General features: G+C 39.6%; 15 protein-coding genes and 1 pseudogene. 2 read left to right on the top strand and 14 right to left on the bottom strand.

From position 1 onward, the window contains the following. Positions 1-219, top strand: a pseudogene (locus M3182_RS24530) (IS3 family transposase); the annotation flags it as partial. Between the two features lie 226 nt (positions 220-445). Here M3182_RS24530 and M3182_RS24525 read toward each other — a convergent pair. From M3182_RS24525 to M3182_RS24465, 13 genes are all read right to left on the bottom strand, one after another. Continuing rightward, on the bottom strand, positions 446-2,119 hold the full coding sequence (locus M3182_RS24525; protein ID WP_251436914.1) for a ribulokinase: 1,674 nt from the start codon (positions 2,117-2,119) through the stop codon (positions 446-448). Positions 2,120-2,135: 16 nt separating this feature from the next. Further along, positions 2,136-2,825 (bottom strand): L-ribulose-5-phosphate 4-epimerase, encoded by a 690-nt coding sequence (gene araD, locus M3182_RS24520; RefSeq protein WP_251560432.1) that lies wholly within the window; start codon positions 2,823-2,825, stop codon positions 2,136-2,138. A gap of 65 nt (positions 2,826-2,890) precedes the next feature. Continuing rightward, positions 2,891-3,838, bottom strand: coding sequence for a sugar phosphate isomerase/epimerase family protein (locus M3182_RS24515; protein ID WP_251436918.1), 948 nt, complete (start codon positions 3,836-3,838; stop codon positions 2,891-2,893). A gap of 188 nt (positions 3,839-4,026) precedes the next feature. Continuing rightward, positions 4,027-5,079: an autoinducer 2 ABC transporter substrate-binding protein gene (locus M3182_RS24510; protein WP_251560430.1), complete on the bottom strand. Its 1,053-nt coding sequence runs from the start codon at positions 5,077-5,079 to the stop codon at positions 4,027-4,029. A 143-nt stretch (positions 5,080-5,222) separates the two neighbouring features. Then, on the bottom strand, positions 5,223-6,185 hold the full coding sequence (locus M3182_RS24505) for an ABC transporter permease (RefSeq protein ID WP_251436922.1): 963 nt from the start codon (positions 6,183-6,185) through the stop codon (positions 5,223-5,225). Positions 6,186-6,197: 12 nt separating this feature from the next. After that, positions 6,198-7,181, bottom strand: a complete 984-nt coding sequence (locus tag M3182_RS24500; RefSeq protein ID WP_251436924.1) for an ABC transporter permease — start codon at positions 7,179-7,181, stop codon at positions 6,198-6,200. 2 nt (positions 7,182-7,183) lie between these two features. Beyond that, entirely contained in the window at positions 7,184-8,740 is a 1,557-nt protein-coding gene (locus M3182_RS24495) for a sugar ABC transporter ATP-binding protein (RefSeq protein ID WP_251436926.1), read from the bottom strand. Between the two features lie 16 nt (positions 8,741-8,756). Continuing rightward, on the bottom strand, positions 8,757-9,701 hold the full coding sequence (rbsK, locus tag M3182_RS24490; protein WP_251436928.1) for a ribokinase: 945 nt from the start codon (positions 9,699-9,701) through the stop codon (positions 8,757-8,759). Positions 9,702-9,726: 25 nt separating this feature from the next. Beyond that, positions 9,727-10,416 (bottom strand): ribulose-phosphate 3-epimerase, encoded by a 690-nt coding sequence (gene rpe, locus M3182_RS24485; protein WP_251436930.1) that lies wholly within the window; start codon positions 10,414-10,416, stop codon positions 9,727-9,729. A 384-nt stretch (positions 10,417-10,800) separates the two neighbouring features. Beyond that, positions 10,801-11,601, bottom strand: a complete 801-nt coding sequence (locus M3182_RS24480; RefSeq protein WP_251560428.1) for a DeoR/GlpR family DNA-binding transcription regulator — start codon at positions 11,599-11,601, stop codon at positions 10,801-10,803. A gap of 262 nt (positions 11,602-11,863) precedes the next feature. Further along, the gene (locus tag M3182_RS24475) at positions 11,864-12,832 is read right to left on the bottom strand and encodes an AraC family transcriptional regulator (RefSeq protein WP_251560426.1); all 969 of its coding nucleotides are present in this window, start codon (positions 12,830-12,832) and stop codon (positions 11,864-11,866) included. Positions 12,833-12,996: 164 nt separating this feature from the next. Next, on the bottom strand, positions 12,997-15,066 hold the full coding sequence (locus tag M3182_RS24470) for a bifunctional aldolase/short-chain dehydrogenase (RefSeq protein ID WP_251560423.1): 2,070 nt from the start codon (positions 15,064-15,066) through the stop codon (positions 12,997-12,999). 499 nt (positions 15,067-15,565) lie between these two features. After that, on the bottom strand, positions 15,566-16,618 hold the full coding sequence (locus M3182_RS24465; RefSeq protein ID WP_251560422.1) for a ketopantoate reductase family protein: 1,053 nt from the start codon (positions 16,616-16,618) through the stop codon (positions 15,566-15,568). A 486-nt stretch (positions 16,619-17,104) separates the two neighbouring features. On the opposite strand from M3182_RS24465, the gene M3182_RS24460 reads away from it, so the two are divergent. Beyond that, on the top strand, positions 17,105-17,317 hold the full coding sequence (locus M3182_RS24460) for a hypothetical protein (RefSeq protein WP_251436939.1): 213 nt from the start codon (positions 17,105-17,107) through the stop codon (positions 17,315-17,317). 218 nt (positions 17,318-17,535) lie between these two features. Here M3182_RS24460 and M3182_RS24455 read toward each other — a convergent pair whose 3' ends face one another. Further along, positions 17,536-18,732 carry a DUF4085 family protein gene (locus M3182_RS24455; RefSeq protein WP_251436941.1) on the bottom strand — a complete coding sequence of 399 codons (1,197 nt, stop codon included), beginning with the start codon at positions 18,730-18,732 and terminating at the stop codon, positions 17,536-17,538. Positions 18,733-18,974 lie beyond the last annotated feature (242 nt).

The raw sequence follows: 18,974 nt of genomic DNA, 5'->3' as shown, positions 1-18,974 counted from the left end.
GTCACGTAAAGCAACTTGTGCAGACAATGCCTCGATGGAGAATTTCTTTGGTATTTTAAAGCAAGAAATGTATTATGGGGAAAAACTAGTCAGCTATGAAGAATTGAAAAGACGAATAGAAGAATATTCTACTGGTATAACAATGAACGATCAAAAGCAAAATTGGCTGGACTGAGTCCAGTAGAATACCGAATTCAATCTAGCCAATTAGCTGCATAATAAAACTCTAACTTTTTGGGGTAACCACCCTTATCCCCTATAAAGTGCTCTTTTTTAAAAAACGACCCTATACTCAATTAACTTCTCGCAAGACATCTGAGAATCGAAATAAAATTATAAATGCACATAACGACTATGATCCCCGGCACGATGTCCTTTCCCTAAAGGAAAAAGAGGCTGGACCATTTTATAGGACCTACCTCTCTTTATCTAGCAATCTTACCTTTTACTCGCTTACTTGTGACCGGATTGATTTTAATCGGTGCATGACGTTGTTTTCACCACGTCCAAAATAATCATGCAGTCTTGAATATTCTTGATAGAGTTTTTCATATAATGCTACGTTTTCCGGAATCGGTTCAAAGGTTTCCTCTTTAATCCGTGCCATTTTTTCTGTCGCATCAATAATGTTGTCATATCCACCGCTGTCTTTTCCAGCGGCTACTGCACCAAACATCGCAGCTCCTAAAGCAGGTGTTTGTTTGGAAGCGGCGATTTTAATCGACCGATTTGTAACATCCGCATAGATTTGCATTAATAATTTGTTTTTCTGCGGAAGCCCACCGCACGCATACAATTCATCTACCTGTAACCCTTTTTCATGAAAAGCATCGACAATTTTTCTCGTTCCGAACGCAGTCGCTTCAAGCAAGGCACGGTACATCTCTTCCGGCTTTGTTTGCAACGTGGCGCCTAAAATTACCCCACTTAGCTCCGTATCAACTAAAACGGAACGATTTCCATTCCACCAATCTAGCGCAAGCAAACCTGTCTCCCCAGGCTTATACTCGGCTGCTTTTTGCTCTAGCCATTGATGAATGCCAATACCGTCTGCTTTCGCTGCTTCTTCAACATACGCTGGTACAGAGTGATTCACAAACCATTCAAAAATATCTCCAACCGCCGATTGTCCTGCTTCATATCCATACAGCCCCGGAATGATTCCATCCTCAACGACGCCGCACATTCCTTCAACCGCAACTTCCTTCTCACCAAGCAGCAAATGACAGATAGATGTTCCCATTGCCATCACGAGTTTTCCAGGCGTGACAACCCCAACTCCTGGTACAGAAGCATGTGCATCTACATTGCCCACAGCAACGGCGACTTTTGGACTTAAGCCGAGAATTTCAGCCATGCTGTCTGTTAACTGACCCGCTTTTGTCCCTAGTGGCACAACCTCGCCGCGAAGTTTAGTTTCGGCTAAATCTTCCAAGCGAGGATTCAATGCCTTAAAAAATTCCTTGCTCGGGTAACCTTCTTCTTTATGCCAAATGGCTTTATATCCAGCGGTACAACTATTTCGAAGCAAGTTGCCTGTTAACTTCGAAATCACCCAGTCAGCCGCTTCGACAAATTGATCCGCTTCCTCATAAATTTCCGGTGCCTCATCAAGGATTTGCCACGCTTTCGCCATCATCCACTCAGAGGAAATCTTTCCACCATAACGAGCTAAAAACTTCTCATTTCGTTCGTTTGCGATGTCATTCAATTTATTCGCATGCGCCTGGGCCGCATGGTGTTTCCAAAGCTTTACCCAGCTATGTGGATTCTCTCTCCAGTCAGTATTAAAACAAAGAGGCTCTCCTTGTTTATCAATTGGCAGCATTGTGCAAGCCGTAAAGTCAATTCCCATCCCGATAATATCTTCTGGATTCACGCCTGATTCGCTTACTACCGCAGGAACCGATTTTTTTAACACTTCGAGATAATCATTTGGGTCCTGAAGCGCCCATTCAAAGCCTAGTTCTACACCTGATTCAGGCAGCTTCTCATCGATCACGCCATTCGAATATGGGGTTACATGATCCGCTAGTTCTGTGCCATCTTCTAAGGAAACCAAAACAGCCCGGCCTGACTGTGTTCCGTAATCTACACCAATTGCATATTTTTTTGCCATTGCCATAAACCCCCTGTTAGTTCTGTCCGTAATAGGCATATGCCCCATGTTTGCGCAAATAATGTTTGTCTAATAGGGATTGGTCCATCGAAGCTATTTGGTTGTTCAATTGGAATGTCCAAAGACCCATTTTTGCTACTTCTTCTAATACAACCGCATTCTCGATTGCTTTCATTGCACTTTTTCCCCAGGTAAAGGAAGCATGACCATGTACCAGTACACTAGGAATCTCGTTTGGATTCAATTTCTCAAACGTTTCAATAATGACATTTCCTGTCTCAAGTTCATAATCGCCGAGTATTTCTGCCTTTGTCATCGGTCTTGTGCAAGGAACTGTCCCATAATAATAATCAGCATGCGTTGTTCCTAAGGCCGGGATGCCTTTCCCTGCCTGCGCCCAGCTCGTTGCATAAGGAGAATGGGTATGCACGACTCCACCGATTCCCTCAAAATGTTTATATAAAACTAAATGTGTCGGCGTATCAGATGATGGCTTTAACTTTCCTTCAACGACATTACCTTCTAAATCCACGACAACCAAGTCTTCTATTTTTAATCGGTCATAAGGAACACCACTCGGTTTAATTACGACAAGATTTTTTTCTCTATCAATGCCACTAACATTGCCCCAAGTAAGAGTAACTAAACCTTCCTTCGGTAATGCCTGATTGGCTTCGAGCACTTCTCGCTTTAAAGCTTCTAACACTCGAATCTCCCCTTCCCATATTGATTTTGTACAAGACGATGTTACTAATAACCAATTAAAAAGATTTATAGAGACAACAGCTCGTTCTCTCGCTCTTTAAAATAGGTTGCTGTTTGGCGGACCAAATTTTCGAGCTTCTGCTTGTCCGGTATGGAATTCATCGCAGGGTATGGATCTCCTCCTGGTCCTAGTGGCTCTGGAGTCAAGAAACGATTTCCTTGATTGTAGCCAATGAGATATAGAGCCATGATGATCGTATCAATGTCCATGAATCCTTCCCCTAAAGCACCTCGATTGCTGTCTGCTAGATGAAGGTTCACTAACTGGTTGCCCGCTTCGATAATCGCTTCGCCAATATGTGCTTCCTCTGATTGCATATGATAAATGTCTCCATTAATATGTTGGATCGCTTCGTGATTCACTGCCTTAATATAATTTTTCGCATCGGCAACGGTATGGACAAAGCTAACTTCCGCAGATCGGATTGGTTCAATCGCTGCTTTGACACCGCTTTCAGCAAATAGCGTACCTAATCCTCTTAGTGTGCGAATGCTGCGTTCAAACTCCGTATCGTCGTATGCATTGGGACGTCCAACTGCTCCAGGAACAACAAGCAAATACTCTCCTCCGACCGCGCTCGTAAAAGCAAGCTCTCTTTTTATGTAGCTAATCGCTGCTTGTCTTTTACTTGGAAGATTGCTAGAAAGATCATTTTCTGCGGAGAACATCCCGCAAACACCAGATACCTTCATATTGTATTTTTTCAATAGAGAGAGTGTTTCCTCGACGTCATACCCAAGATCGTCTCCATAATGATTGCCATGAAGTTCAATGTACTCGATTCCCGCTTCTTTTAAGCGGATGAGGGACTCTTCTAGCGTCTCAAGTCCAAAGCCCCAATTGCTCCAAGATAATTTCAATCTCTCTTGAAAACGTTCCGGCTGTTCTGTTTTGAGCTTTAAAAAGGCTTGTTTTATTTTTTCATTTTTTAATTGGTAGTTTTGTAACTTCATGATTGATATCCTCCTTTTTTGTTTATCATCTGTACCCTTTGTTCTTTCTTATTTAATGGGGCAAATAGGTTAGAAGAGTTTAAGTTAATACGAGGGATTTTATAGTCGAGTGGGAGTAGATAAAAGTGAGTCCCAAAAGTGAGTGCAACTCACTTTCAGGACATCACGGTTTTCATGTAAAATTCTTATTAGAAATCGAAGTCAGCTGCATTTTCTTTTGTAAAGTCAGCTGGAGGTCCCATGATGATAGACTTTCCATCTTCTAATACTGAGATTTGACCAACGCCTTCAACTTCCATACCATCTGTAATCTCTTCACCTTCAGCAATCATTTTTCCAACTGCAACAGTAAGAGCACCTAATTTACCTGGATCCCAAAGAACTGCTGTATCAAGAGAGCCATCTTCTAAGAACGGAAGAGAGTCAGTTGGCAGCGCAGAACCTACAACTGAAATCTTATCTTGCATACCTTTTTCCTGTACCGCTTGTGCAGCACCTAGTGGAGCTGGAGTTGAAACAGCAAGGATTCCTTTAAGGTTCGGGTAAGACTTCATTAAATCAAGAGTCTTTTGATAAGCAACCTGTTGCTTTTCTTCTGTAGGAATTTTTTCAGTGACAATTTTAATTCCAGGATAGTTTTCGTCGAATTCTTTTTGTGCAGCCTCAATCCATAGGTTAAGGTTGGCAGCAGAAAGACCGCCTGTTAAAATCGCAATTTCGCCTTCTTCTGTACCCATCGCTTCAACTAACTTTTGAGCCATATGGCGACCGAAAACATCATCATCGATTTGCTTTACGGAATATTCAACAAGGTCTTTGTTTGCTGGTGTATCCCAGTCAATAACGTTAATGCCTTGGTCTTTTGCTTTCTTTAGAACTGGATCAACAGATGCAGGATCATTTGGTGCAATCGCAATCACATCTACATTTTTAGAGATTAGGTCTTCCACTACTTTAACCTGTGCAGCTGCGTCAGCTTGGGTTGGACCTGTATACTGTACATCCACACCAAGGTCTTCCCCAGCTTGGTTTGCACCTTTTTCAGATGCATTGAAGTATGGAATTCCAACAAGCTTCGGTACTACGGCAATGGATAATTCCCCATTATCCGCTCCCCCTTCAGCTTGGTTTCCACCCTCAGCTTCTCCACCACTAGAGCTTCCACCGTTACCAGAGACACAACCAGCCAGAAGGCTAGCAGCAAACACACCTGACATTAAAGTCTTTGCGAACTTTTTCATGAGCATTTTCCCCCTTAAGGATTTTGTTTTTTTATGTTTTACCTAGATCAACTAGGGAAAAACCAGTATAGGATAACGCTTACAACAATTAGAATAAGGTTTACTTAACAATGGGATCTTCCCAAAGTTAAGCAATCCTCTTATTATGCAACTTTTGATGCCTTTGTTGTCTCTTTCTTCTGTTTGATTTTATCAGAGAAGAAATTCAATGTTAGAACCGAGATGAGGATCACCCCGATAAAGACATCAACAATGGCTCTGTGAACACCAAGTAGGTTCAGTCCATTGGAAAGGGTTAAGAAAATGATCACGGCGTAAACCGTTCCCATTACTTTCCCGTAGCCTCCTTCAATCTTTGTCCCTCCAAGTACGGACGCAGCCACACTTTGGAGAAGATAAGAAGATCCCAAGTCTACTTTTACTGAATTGTAACGAGATGTCATGATAATCGCTGAGATTGCTGCAAGTAATCCTGCATATAAATAAACTTTCATCACGACACGGTTATTCCTCACACCGGAAAACAAGGTTGCCACATCATTGCTTCCATACATGTAAACATTTCGACCCCAGCCTGTCTTATTCAAAAGAACGCCTGTCACGAGGACAAAGAAGGCAAAGATGAGCATCGACAATGGGAAAAGCCCCATATAATAACCGTTCCCAATAAGGGAGTAGGTTTCACTAAAACCGGAAATCGATTGCCCTTTCGTAATCGCAAGGATAATTCCTTCAAAAAGAACCCATGTACCAATGGTCACAAGAATTGGAGATACGCCAATCTTAGAAACGATAAATCCGTTAAATGCACCGCAGGCTAATCCGAAAATAACGGCTACTAATATAGCTAAGAAAATTGGATAACCATTTACCAACATTAGAGCTGCGCCAACCCCAGATAATGCCGCGATATACGTTATCGAAAGGTCGATACCTCCTGTAATGATAACGACCATCATCCCTAACGCTATTAATCCAAATTCAGGGAGTTGAAACATCAGGTTATTAATATTGTTAGATGATAAAAAACCCGGTGCTATTAAACTCATTAAAAGAATAGTAGCAATTGCTATAAGTCCTAACACACTTTCCTTTGAAAGTTTCATTTTTCTCCCCCCCTATGCCTCTACTTCTATCTTGGCTAATTTTGCTTGTTGTCTTCTATAGCTAATCTGGTCATAGGATACAGCGATAACGATAATCGCACCCGTTACAACCTTTTGCCAGAAAGTGTCGATATGTGCCAAAATCATTCCGTTTTGCATGATGGCAAGAAGGAGAACGCCTAACAGCGTACCTTGAATGGAACCTCGTCCACCTTGAATATTGGTTCCACCTAATACAACCGCTGCAATAACCATCATCTCAACACCTAGTAATCCATTTGGATCAACCGCCTTTGTATAGGCTGTCTGGGCAATCGCCGCAATTCCCGCCAAAAATCCCATATAAGCAAATACGAAGAGTTTTACTTTGTTGTAATTAATTCCTACCCGAACAGCAGATTGTGACTTTCCTCCAATGGCTAAAACAGAACGACCGATAAGAGTATGTTTCAAAATAAACCATGTAAGAATTGCAACTGCAGTAAGAAGATAAACTAAGATTGGAATCCCTAAGAACTCGAAATTAGCAAATGTTAAAAATGGTTTCGGAAAATTAGAGCTATTTAAGTATTGACCATTCGTCAAGTATAGGACCAATCCGTTGATAATGTTTAAGGTTCCTAATGTCACGACAATCGCTGGTATCTTAATCTTTGAAACAAGCAAACCATTGATTGCTCCAATGATTATTCCGATTACCGGAGCAATTAAGAATAGAATTAAAATGGAAATCCAGCTGTCTGGCAAGAAACTGAACAGGTTACCAATAATAACTGCCACTGCTGTGGTAGCAGCAGCCACCGAAACGTCAATGTCCCCTGTGATGATAACCAAAGTCATCCCGACGGCTAGAATCGCCATCACGACATTCCCTTCAATAATGTCTAAGAAGTTTTCAAAAGTTAAAAAGACAGGACTAACAAATGACAAGACAACGCAGAGTAACACGACAATCATGAAAATACTGAATTCTTTTTGTTTTATGATGGATTTCATCTCTATACCCCCTGACTCATCTGGTTGGATTCAGCTACAAAGGTTGGAGCCTTTCCATTGCTTTTGCCTTGGAGTGCATAGTGCATAATGTTTTCTTGTGTTGCCTCTGCAACATTTAGTTCTCCAGCAATTCGGCCATGTCGCATGACTAGGATTCGATCGCTAACAGCCAAAATCTCTGGCAGCTCGGATGAAATCATGATAACCCCAATGCCTTCATTCGCAAGCTTTCGCATAAGTTTATGAATCTCTGTTTTTGCACCAATGTCAATTCCGTTTGTTGGTTCATCAAAAATAATGACCTTTGGCTTGGTTGATAACCACTTCGCAATGACGATTTTTTGCTGATTTCCACCAGATAAATTTCCAGCATCTAAATGAGGAAGTGCAGGGCGAATGTCAAGTGTTTTTACATATTCTTCCGCAAGCTTTACTTCCTGTTTACGATCGGTTAGTCGGAATTTATTTTTAAGTTTTGAGATGATTGGTAAAGAAATATTATTAATAACGGACTGCTCTAAAACGAGTCCTTGTGTCTGCCTTGCTTCCGGTATATAAGCTACCCCTTCTTTTACGGCACCTGCGGAATTTCGGATTGAAAGCTTTTTCCCATAAAGCTCTATTGTTCCAGCATCCGGTGTACTAATTCCAAAGATTGCTTGAGCAAGTTCTGTCCGTCCAGAGCCAACAAGTCCAGTAATACCTAAGACCTCGCCTTTTCTTAGCTCAAAGGAGATGTCCTTGAAATTTCCTTCTTTCGAAAGTTGGTTGACTTTAAAAATCGTTTCCCCAACCTCAACCGTCGCTTGATTCTTTTCATAAGTAACATTTCGGCCAACCATTAATTGAATTAATTTGGGCTCCGTCATATCTTGTGCATCATAACTGCCAACAAATTTCCCATCACGCAATACTGTGAAACGATCCGAGACTTTAAATAATTCCTTCAACTTATGACTAATAAAGATGATGGAAATCCCTTGTTTCTTCAACTTGTCGATGACGTTATACAACTTTTCTACTTCTCCAGCAGATAAGGAAGATGTTGGTTCGTCCATGACAATAAGCTTTGAATCAAAAGCCAAGGCCCGAGCAATTTCAACCATCTGCTGTTGAGCAATGCTAAGTTGTTCAACCGGGATACTCGCATCAATGTCCATATCCAGTTCCTTTAGCGCCTTGTTTGCGATTTTTTTAATATCATTCCATTTTACTTTTGTCCAAGGTTTTTTATGGCTATCACGACCGATATAGATGTTTTCGGCTACTGATAAGTTCGGAAACAAACTCAAATCCTGATAAATAATAGAAATCCCCTTCATTGTTGCATCCAATGGTTTGGATATTTCCGCTTCTTTGCCTTCAAAGAAAAACCTTGCTCCTGGATCAGGCGTATAAACCCCAGCTAAAATCTTAATGAGTGTGGATTTACCTGCACCATTTTCACCGATTAACGCGTGAACTTCGCCCTTCTTTATCTCTAATTCCACATTATCCAATGCTTTAACACCAGGAAACGTTTTACTTATGTTTTTCATTTGTAATAAATACTCACTCAAAACGATCCCTCCTCTTTTATAACGCCGTCTCTAACAAGTAATGCTTAAGTCCTCTTTCTTCACAGAAAGCTTTTACTTCATCTAGGGTTGGAACTGATTGAGCACCTAATTTCGTGACTTTCAAGGCCCCAACAATCGTGGCAAATTTCACTGCAGAAACCAAATCATGACCATCAATCACGCCACATGCCACAGCCCCGGCAAAGGAGTCCCCTGCACCAACCGTGTCGACCGCTTCAACTTGAATGGATTCGATGTACTCCCATTGCCCACTCTGATAAACAACAGAACCCTTATCTGCCATTTTAATGACAGAGCTTTTCACGCCCATTTTTTCAAAGGCTTTTGCAGCTTGGAGGGCACTATCAATATCCGTCACATCAATCCCAACTAAATGCAAGGTTTCTTGACGATTCGGAGTAATTAGATCCGCATAGTCTAAGGCTTTAATCGTAATTCCTTCAGCTGGTGCGGGATCCAGAATAACGTACATCCCTTTTTGCTTTGCCAACTGCATTGCTCGGATTACTGATTCTTGTGGTACCTCCATTTGGACCAGCAATACCCTGCTGTCTTCCATTTGATTGAACGCGCTTTCAACATTATCGATAAGCAAATCATCGTTTGCCCCTTTTAACACAAGCATCGTATTTTCCGCTGTCTGATCGATTGTGATAATGGAGGTTCCCGTTGCTAAAGAATCCGATTTTTTAACAAAGGTTGTATCAACCTTGTTTTCTTGTAAACTAGCAATTAAATTTTGGCCATAAATGTCGTTCCCTACAGATCCAATCAACCGAACAGGTTTCCCTAGCTTTGCAACCGCTGTTGCTTGATTTGCTCCTTTTCCGCCAGAAAAGTAATTAATTTTCTTTCCAAAAATCGTTTGACCTCTTTCAGGGTAGTAATCTGTTAAAGCTACGACATCGAGATTGATGCTGCCGACAACCGTTATACTCATAGACATTTTTCTCCTTTCTATCAAATCAGGAGTTTACCTTGTTTTTACCAGTTAAGCTGTCAAGAAAACTGTGTAGCTCCTCTAATGCCTTTTCTAAAGACTTATCTTTTTTAAATAAACTGGACGTCCCGCAAACCAGCATGTCGGCTCCTTTTTCCAATACTTTTGGAATCGTGTCATAGCTGATATTTCCATCTACTTGTATTTCAATATCAAGTTCTTTTTGAACAATCGTCTCTTTTAATTGAGCAATTTTTTCAAATGTGAGCGGAATGAACTTTTGACCGGCAAATCCTGGATTAACCGTCATCAACACCACATAATCCACCGTGTCCCAAACATAATCTAAAACACTGAGTGGAGTAGATGGGTTTAAAGCAACACCTGCTTTCAATCCTCTGTTTCGGATGGATTGAAGAGTCCTTTGTAAATGAATCGTTGCTTCTGCATGGACACTTATCATGTCTGCACCCGCATCTGCAAATAACTCGATATACCTTTCAGGCTCCTTTATCATCAGATGGACATCAAACAGAGTAGTAGAGTGAGAACGTAAGGTCTTAATCATGTCAGGACCCATCGTAAAGTTCGGGACAAAGGTCCCATCCATTACGTCAAAATGATAGAAATCTACCTTTCCCTTATCTAATCTCTTCACAGAATCTTCTAAGTTCCCCATATCCGCACACATAAGAGATGGACCAATTTTCGCCAATGCATTCAACTCCTCAACCATTGATAAATCGCTTAAATGTTAACGCTTTCTTATAACAAAAAATAAAAAGGGAAAATCTTTTTATATTAAGTAATATAGGTATGTAGTCTTATTTCCCCCTCATAAATTCAATGCTCAATTCAGAGTAATATAAGTTTTTTGAATTTTTATAACCCCATTATAGCAACGACTTTTTTGACTATCAACATATATTTGTGGTTTTTCTCAAAAAAAGTGTTATTTTTTTGTGGAAACTCCAATTTATACTTGTTTTTCCACACCTTTAAATCTTGTTTTTCACAGGTTCCCTCCAAAAAACATTCCTACAACATAAAAAAACAACCATACGAAGTCGTACAGTTGTCCTAGTTCGAAAGACATAAGTTATTCTTCCGCAACAAAAACCTTTACCCCTAATTTATTTAATTCTCTAATTTTATCAATAGACACTTTCTTATCCGTTACCAAATAATCGACCTCTTTTAAACCACAAAGCCTAACCAATGATTTTTGTCCAAATTTACTATGATCTGCTAGCAGATAAAGCTTTTCTGAGATATTAAAAATTTGTTTTTTTACCAGAGCCTGAGCCTCATGGGCTTCACTCACACCCCGTCTAAAATCAACACCCATGCAGGAGAAAAAGAATTTATCGACATGATAATCTTGAATTACCCTTTCGGCAAAATTCCCAACTAAGGACATTGAATGGCCCTTCGCATACCCTCCAATTAAAATAACCTGTATGTCTTCTTCCTGAATTAACCCTAATGTTACTGGAATGGAATTAGTAATCACCGTTAACATTTTTCCTTTTAAATACTTAGTCATTTGCAACCCTGTAGTACTCGCATCAATCGCAATGATATCCCCATCTTCAACATAAGAAGCAGCTTTTTTCGCAATCATTTCTTTTTCTTGAATATTTGTTTCCTGTCTTTTTATGACTGGAATCTCCATTCCCTCGTGTGAAACCTTTCGAACCGCCCCTCCATGGATCCGATTGACAAAGCCGTCCATTTCTAATTTCTCTAGGTCCCTTCTAATTGTTTCTTCACTCACATGATATTCCTTGCTCAACTGAGAAACCCTTACAGACCCATTCGTTTCTATTGTATCTACGATACCTTGTTGGCGCTCGTTTAATAACAAATAGGCCGTTTTACCCGCATTCGCGTTGTTCAATGACTACACCCCCTCTAAAATTTTTCTATAAATGCTAAAACAACTAATTTACCACACTAATATAACACAATATGAGTGTTTTTTCTTGTTTTTTCCAAAAATAAGTTGGGATTTTTGTGGTATTTTTCTGTGTTTATCAAAAATTACCGATGTTCTCCCTCTGTGAACCCACTACCTTTAATAGATTTTGCCCTATTATCTTACCGAAGAGTGATGTTATTTCACAACAAAAACGCCTATTATTATTATAGTAAAATAGAGACTATAGACTTTTCAGACTCTCCCTAAATTCCTTCGGTGTCTGCCCAAACTTTCCCTTAAAGATTCGATAGAAATAACTGATATTCTCGTAGCCTACTTCTTCAACAATAATAGATGCTGGTAGACTAGTCCCCTCAAGTAATTCTTTCGCCTTTAAGAGTCTTCTTTCTTGAAGTAAATCCTTAAAAGTATGTCCTGTTGCCTTCTTTATCATTTTGCTTAGCGCATAATGGGGCTGATTTAATTGAACTGCTAATTCAGATAAAGAAGCTTCTTTATAATGTTCTTCTATATATTTAAGAATTTCAACGACTAAGAAATGCTGCAAGGAAGCTTCCTGATTTTTTTCCACCTTGTCAGCATTCTTAATAAGCTCGATCATAAATAATCCCATGTATAATTTGATACTCGACTCAGAAAAAGAAGTGGGATTCATCATTTCATTAAGGATTTTTCCAATCAGTTCTTGGATGGTTGGAACCTCTGCAACCTTAAAATAAAGAAACTGTCCACTTTGTGTGTGATTGTATAGGCTATTTACCAAAAAATCACTCACAATGTTCCCAGAACTTAAATACGAGAGAATAAAATCAAAAAAGGCTGGACGGATAATGAAATTAATGACAATATCCTCTCTATTGCTCGCTTCTATTTCATGCTCAATATGCTGATTCAAAAGCAATAACTCGCCTGTTTTTAGCGTGATTTCTTTCCCACCCACTCTCTGTTTTAATTTCCCGTTAAACACATAATTTATTTCGATATAATCATGCTTATGTGTAGGGAAGTCGACAAACCTTGTGTGCTTCCGAACCATAATCATTTTGTCTTTACTTAAAAACTTCTCGCTTTCAATAATAAAATACCCTTTACTGGTATATCGTTCTCTCGTTACCATCTTACTTTCCTCAATGATTTCTTTTTCTTCCTCTGTTAATTCTAGTAGTTGCTGAAGAAGATTAGGATTCACTATTATTCACACCTGCTTCCACTTCTAACTCGCCGCTTATTACTATTATTTTTAAATCTATCATATCACTGGTTTGTGTGAAGGTTCAAAAGATCTTGTGGATCTAAATAAAAAAAGAAATGCCCCCTTTTGAAAGGGGCATTTCTAATCAACAATATATATATTTATCTAGTAAATGCTGCTGGTACCCCGCCATCAACTGTTAGCATGCAGCCTGTAGTTTTATCCGATTTAGAAGAAGCAAAGAAAGCGATAGCTTCTGCAATGTCCTTAGGATAGATATTAACTAGCAACGTCGTACGTTTACGATAATGCTCTTCTAATTGATCAGGGTGAATTCCATAGGCGGCAGCCCGCTCTTCACGCCAACTGGAACCCCAAATAGCAGAACCTTGAAGCACAGCATCCGGTAGGACAGAGTTCACACGAATTCCGTACTCTCCGCCCTCTGCTGCAATACATCTTGCAAGATGTGTTTCCATTGCCTTAACGGAACTGTATGCCGCAGCATTTTTCCCTGCATACACAGAGTTTTTAGAACCGATAAAGACCATGTTTCCGCCAATGCCTTGTTGCTTCATTTGTTTAAATGCCTCACGAGCAACTAGGAAATAACCTGTACCTAGAACATTCATATTTAAGTTCCACTCTTGTAAGGTTGTTTCATCAATTGGACTTGATGTAGCAAGGCCCGCATTGTTGACAATGATATCTACCCCACCAAAGGTTAGCGCTGTTTGGGCAAACGCTGCTTGAACATCTTCTTCTTTTGTCACATCCATTTTTACGGCTAGTGCACGCCCATCACCGTACTGTTCATTGATTTCTGCAGCAACCTTCTCGGCACCCTCAAGATTTAAATCGGCGATCACGACATGAGCACCTTCAGAAACAAAACGGCGGCATGTCTCACTACCGATTCCACCTGCTCCCCCAGTGACAAACGCAACCTTACGAGAGAATTCTGCTTCTGCAGGGGCAAGGCTTAATTTATATAATTCTAGCGGCCAGTATTCAATATTATAAGATTCGTTTTCATTTAGAGAAACAAAGTTTCCAAGTGTTGTTGAGCCCTTCATAACAGCAATCGCCCGGTGATAAAGTGCTCCGCTTACACGTGAATTTTTCTTATCTTTACCAGTATTCACCATTCCAAGTCCAGGAATCAAAATAACACGGGGAGCTGGCTCGAACATTTTGTCGCCTTCGTTTTTATTCTGTTCAAAATATGCTTTGTATTCTTCTTTAAAGCTTTCAATACCAACTTTAATACTTTCCTTTAAAGCATCAACATCCTTTGTTTGCGGGTCCCAGTTGATATAGAGTGGTACGCGCTTTGTATGAACAAGGTGGTCCGGGCAGGCTGCTCCTACTTGAGAGAGTTCAGCTGCATTTTCGCTGTTTACAAATTCTAGTACATCTTCCCCTCGGTCATAGGTAAGAATCATTTTCTTCTCATCACTAACAGCACCCCGAATAACTGGCATTACCTTTCCTAGAATGCTAGTCGCTTCTTCGTCTGTAAGAGATTGATATTTACGGCCACCGAAAACAGAATCTGGTTGGATTTTCCCATTGATGTACTCTTCTACTTCATTAATAACTGAAATCGTTTTATTATAGCTTTGTTCAGCCGTTTCTCCCCATACAACCAAACCATGCTTTTCCATCAAAACCAGTTCGGCGTTCGGATTGTTTTTCACACCTTCTGCAATCATTTTAGAAAGCGTGAAACCAGGGCGAATGTAAGGAACCCAAACATAGCGATTTCCAAAAATTTCTTCGGCAATTTGTCTTCCATTGTCTGCACAGCAAATGCTGATAATCGCATCTGGATGTGTATGGTCGACATGCTTAAATGGCAAGAACGCATGTAATAACGTTTCGATCGATGCTCTTGGATGCTTGCTATCAATCATGCAATGAGACAGATAAGCAACCATATCCTCATCAGACATTTCATCTCTATCAATAAGTGGACGAATATCTTCTAATTTTAATCCAGTAAAGTTATGCGCTTTCATTGTTGCTAAATCCGAACCACTTCCCTTTACCCACATTACCTCTATATCACGACCGCGAAAATCCTTTTCGATTGTCTTCATTGAAGTATTTCCGCCACCCCAGTTACATACAGCACGATCTGAACCAATTAAATTTGAACGGTATACTAACTCTTCTACCCCTTTTTCAAGTTGTGATGCTATATTTGAATCCCAGTAATTCTTGACCATCCGAATTCCCCCGTTTATCCGTTTTGTTATCTTCTGTTTTATTATAATATATTTTTGTTTGTTTTTGAATATTTAAAATGTAAATTTGTTATTTTTTGTTTTTTGTTAGAATTCCACATGAAAATAAATTTTCAAAAGCAGTCTGATACTAATTTCAACTTCCATACTTTTCTAAACATCTTAATTAATAGCCTTCTTGCATAAACCTCTTTACAAGAAATAACGCAGTTACATGTTAATTGACCAACACTTGGACACGACTAGGAAGGATTATGACATTAGCAACTTTCCTTACTAAAGATCCATTAATGCGAAAAACCCATCTCGTAAAAACGGAAATGGGTTTTCTTTATACTTCCATTGATGTTGTTTTTTTTCAAATCAGACGGATTCACGCCTTAATTCAATAAGTATTTCCAATTTCTAAAGGAATTATTTTTTAAAATCTTTAGTGATTTGTTCTTGGTCCAATTCATTATTTAAATTTTTATATCTAATTTTATACAATCGAAGGAGAAGATCCATGAACTATTATCAATTCTTCAAAAAACTTCATATTCTCCTCAAAGTTTGGTACAATTTGCGACTCTTCCGCTTTTTTGACCAATTGAACAACCAAATCGTTAAAAGGTGTTGGAACTTCTTTCCCTAAAGCAAGCCTCGGTACAACCCCATTAATATAATCAATTTCCGTTTTCCGTTTCTTTTCTAAATCTTGTAGCATACTTGCCTTTAGTAGCCTAGAAGCTTTTAACATGAAGCGATATGTTTCAATTCGTTCTGGTATATCTGTTTCACTATGCACTTCAAAGGTTTCAATATCAAATTTACCCATGGGTGCAAATATGACTCCATTGGCATGTCCAACCTTAATGGTTTCATCCGCGATCCGTACCGCAGCTTGCATCCCAATATTATGATTTAGGACATTCCCATATGTTGCATTTAGAGCTGCCGATAAGCCGCTAAAAGCATTATTCACCAGTAATTTAGACCATTTTGTTCCAATTAGGTTATCAGAAATATGCGTTCCGCCCACAAGATCTAAAATAGCTTTGATTTGTTCCAATCTTTCTGTTCTTTCCCCAGTAAACTCTCCAATTTGGAAAGCATATTTTTTAAACTTCGAATACTCTGTCGTTAGGTTCGATACTCCTGGTTCCATATAGGTAGCACCAAATTCGACCGCTCCGGCAATCACTCGTTCCCGTCCGACAATGGATGCCAATTGCTCTTCAGGAATGCCATTCTGCAGGGAACAGACAACACTATGCTCTCCTAAATAAGGCAGCAACCCCTGAAGAATCGATTCATTATGTAATTGTTTTGTTAATAGTAAGACCAAATCGTATGTACCTGACATGTTTTCTGACGTGATGGCTTTTACTTTCGTTTGAAACTCCGTAGTTCCAGTAATTTTTGCTCCTGAAGCATTCAAAGCGGCAACATGCTCTCGGTTTGCATCAATCAACTCAATATTTTCTCCACCAGCAGCAATATAAGCACCTACAATGGTTCCAATTGAACCTGCTCCTAATACGGCAATTCTCATTTTCAAACCTCCTCAAGCATATAAAAATTAGTGCATGTTCCTCTGTAATAAAAGATGGACAGGCTACTATTAAACTAGTACCTTCAGTCTATTTATTGAGACCTTAACGGATTCGCTTAATATACGAAACCTTCTAAACTCCAATTCGTATATTACACTGTCTACATTCAACACAAGTTCACCCTATTCCTCCACAATGAAGACAATTCCTAAAACAATCGAAGTTCTAGTTGATTTTTCAGAGTATCTGCTAGCTTTGCTTAAGACAAAAACAATTGGGCTTTTTTGTTCGCTGGAATCTATACATTAAGTAGAACTTTCTCTTCATTCAATTCCATTAGAAAGCAATTCTTCCTGGATCATCTGTTTTCTCCTACTCTTCCCGTTGCATTTGTAAAACTAATGAAAATCATCCCCCAAGGACAAACTCTTTTCTTGGAACCCTCACATATCAATGATAATGAGTAGTAAAGAGGAGATGGTTTGATGTACACAATCGTTACTGGAATGAACGGGGTTCAATATTATGGGTATCCACAAGCAACATACGGTGCGTGGGGTCTGCCTCTTCACCCAGGACGCCCTCAATTTTATCAACTTGGCGGCGCTCAACTTAATATTCAACCATATCAAGGAATTCCACACTTCCCGCAAGCCTTTCCATATAGTGCGCTTACCGTTCCTGTAAGAAAATGGTGATTAAAAATGAAATTGGAAGCGGAGACATTCTCCACTTCCAATTTCATTTTTATTTTCCTTTCATAAAAACATATCACGCGATAGTGAACCAACACCCTCGATCGTATTCTTTTCGTTTAATAAGTAAATATCCTCAATCAGTTTCAATTCTGTGATTCATTATAATTGCATAGTGATTATAGTAAAATAACACACAAATCAGGACTTCGAACACCTACTTAATCTAGTAAGCTTCGATACTTTTCAATCACAACTTCTGTTAAAATTCCCACAGTGTAGAAGTGTTGACAATAAACACTGAGCATCATTTCATTTTCTTCCGTTATGGTCATTTTCATTAAAACCGTATTAATGATATCTGCGAGTTCTTCAGGTTTCGCATACATCGTATTCCACGCCCGGACTTGTAATTCTAGGTCTTCACACAATGCCGCCTCTTCTAGTTCTGCTGTTGGTACAGACTTATGAAAATGTTCATAAGGATCCTCATAAACATCGGTATATATAAATTCCATAGGATTGTATTCAGTTAAATCATATGTAAAACAATCCTCACCAAGTTTCACCAACATTTGATTTTCAATTAGCTCAAGCTGCCCATTCTCTAAAACAATTTTATCCGCATCGATGTGAATCCTACATGTCACATCCGGTGTAATCAACCAATACCGATATTCTGAGTCTACTTGAGACAGAAAGTCTAGCAAAGAAGACTCCTCTAGCATGCCTTCGTTACTCCATTTCACATAAAGACTTGGACGATAAAAATACTCTGCATCTAGTTCTTTCATGAATATTGTCCACTCTGAACTTGGACCATCAAACAACACGCGAAACGCAAAGCCCTCATCCCGCTGCTGTAATTCATCGTAAACCAACCATTGCCCGACTTCGATAGGCATTTCACTTTCTTCCGCAACAATGTTTTTAAATTGAAAGTGAATAAGTGCTTTCGTCGAAAACCCACCATCCGTATTCAAATAAAGATGGATGTTGTCCCCAACCCGTTCAATCCGTTGAATCTGAGAATCATGCAAGCTTTCCGCAAAAACCTCTTGAACCGCCTGTGGTAGGTGGTGTACGGCCTTCTCCGTCTGTTTAGAAGCTTCATCTAAAACCTTTTCAAATTCCCTATCTGCTGCTCGCATCCATTGTAAATAGTCCTCCCGCACTGATTTAGGCAACGTCGGCTGATTTAATGTCCCATCTTCCACATAAGGATGAAACCGACTCGGAACCACTTCCATTAATTCCTCTCTTACTTCATCAAGTTCTTCCTTTAAACGCGCAGTTAGGTCCTCGCCTTCTTCCGCCGCTTCCCTTAAAACAATCTCCCAATCATGGGCTGATTCCTGAATCGGCAATAGATTGCATTTCAAAAAACGCTCTTGCGCTTCTTTCGTGACATTCCACATTAAAATCCCCCTCCTTATTTATTACCTCTATTGATTCTGCTCAGCACGTTCTGCTAAATGATCTCATCCACAAACATATCTATTTAAAAATTATAACACTTCCCTTACCATTCTCAGCCAAATTCCTCCCACAAAAAATCCTCACAAACATCATTGATCATAACATTTGTGAGGAAATCTAGTTCTATTGTTTGCACCGCATTTACGATCAACTCGGTTTTTTCCACCTCTTCGGGCATCGA

Source organism: Mesobacillus maritimus (assembly GCF_023715205.1).
GTDB classification, from domain to species: domain Bacteria; phylum Bacillota; class Bacilli; order Bacillales; family Cytobacillaceae; genus Mesobacillus_B; species Mesobacillus_B maritimus_C.
This window is presented reverse-complemented; position numbering and strand designations above follow the sequence as displayed.

Coding starts and splice junctions, on each gene's coding strand:
- rbsK (WP_251436928.1), bottom strand. CDS start 9,701: ATGAGTATAACGGTTGTCGGCAGCATCAATCTCGATGTCGTAGCTTTA.
- M3182_RS24525 (WP_251436914.1), bottom strand. CDS start 2,119: ATGGCAAAAAAATATGCAATTGGTGTAGATTACGGAACACAGTCAGGC.
- M3182_RS24470 (WP_251560423.1), bottom strand. CDS start 15,066: ATGGTCAAGAATTACTGGGATTCAAATATAGCATCACAACTTGAAAAA.
- M3182_RS24460 (WP_251436939.1), top strand. CDS start 17,105: ATGTACACAATCGTTACTGGAATGAACGGGGTTCAATATTATGGGTAT.
- M3182_RS24505 (WP_251436922.1), bottom strand. CDS start 6,185: ATGAAACTTTCAAAGGAAAGTGTGTTAGGACTTATAGCAATTGCTACT.
- M3182_RS24510 (WP_251560430.1), bottom strand. CDS start 5,079: ATGAAAAAGTTCGCAAAGACTTTAATGTCAGGTGTGTTTGCTGCTAGC.
- M3182_RS24455 (WP_251436941.1), bottom strand. CDS start 18,732: ATGTGGAATGTCACGAAAGAAGCGCAAGAGCGTTTTTTGAAATGCAAT.
- M3182_RS24500 (WP_251436924.1), bottom strand. CDS start 7,181: ATGAAATCCATCATAAAACAAAAAGAATTCAGTATTTTCATGATTGTC.
- M3182_RS24465 (WP_251560422.1), bottom strand. CDS start 16,618: ATGAGAATTGCCGTATTAGGAGCAGGTTCAATTGGAACCATTGTAGGT.
- M3182_RS24515 (WP_251436918.1), bottom strand. CDS start 3,838: ATGAAGTTACAAAACTACCAATTAAAAAATGAAAAAATAAAACAAGCC.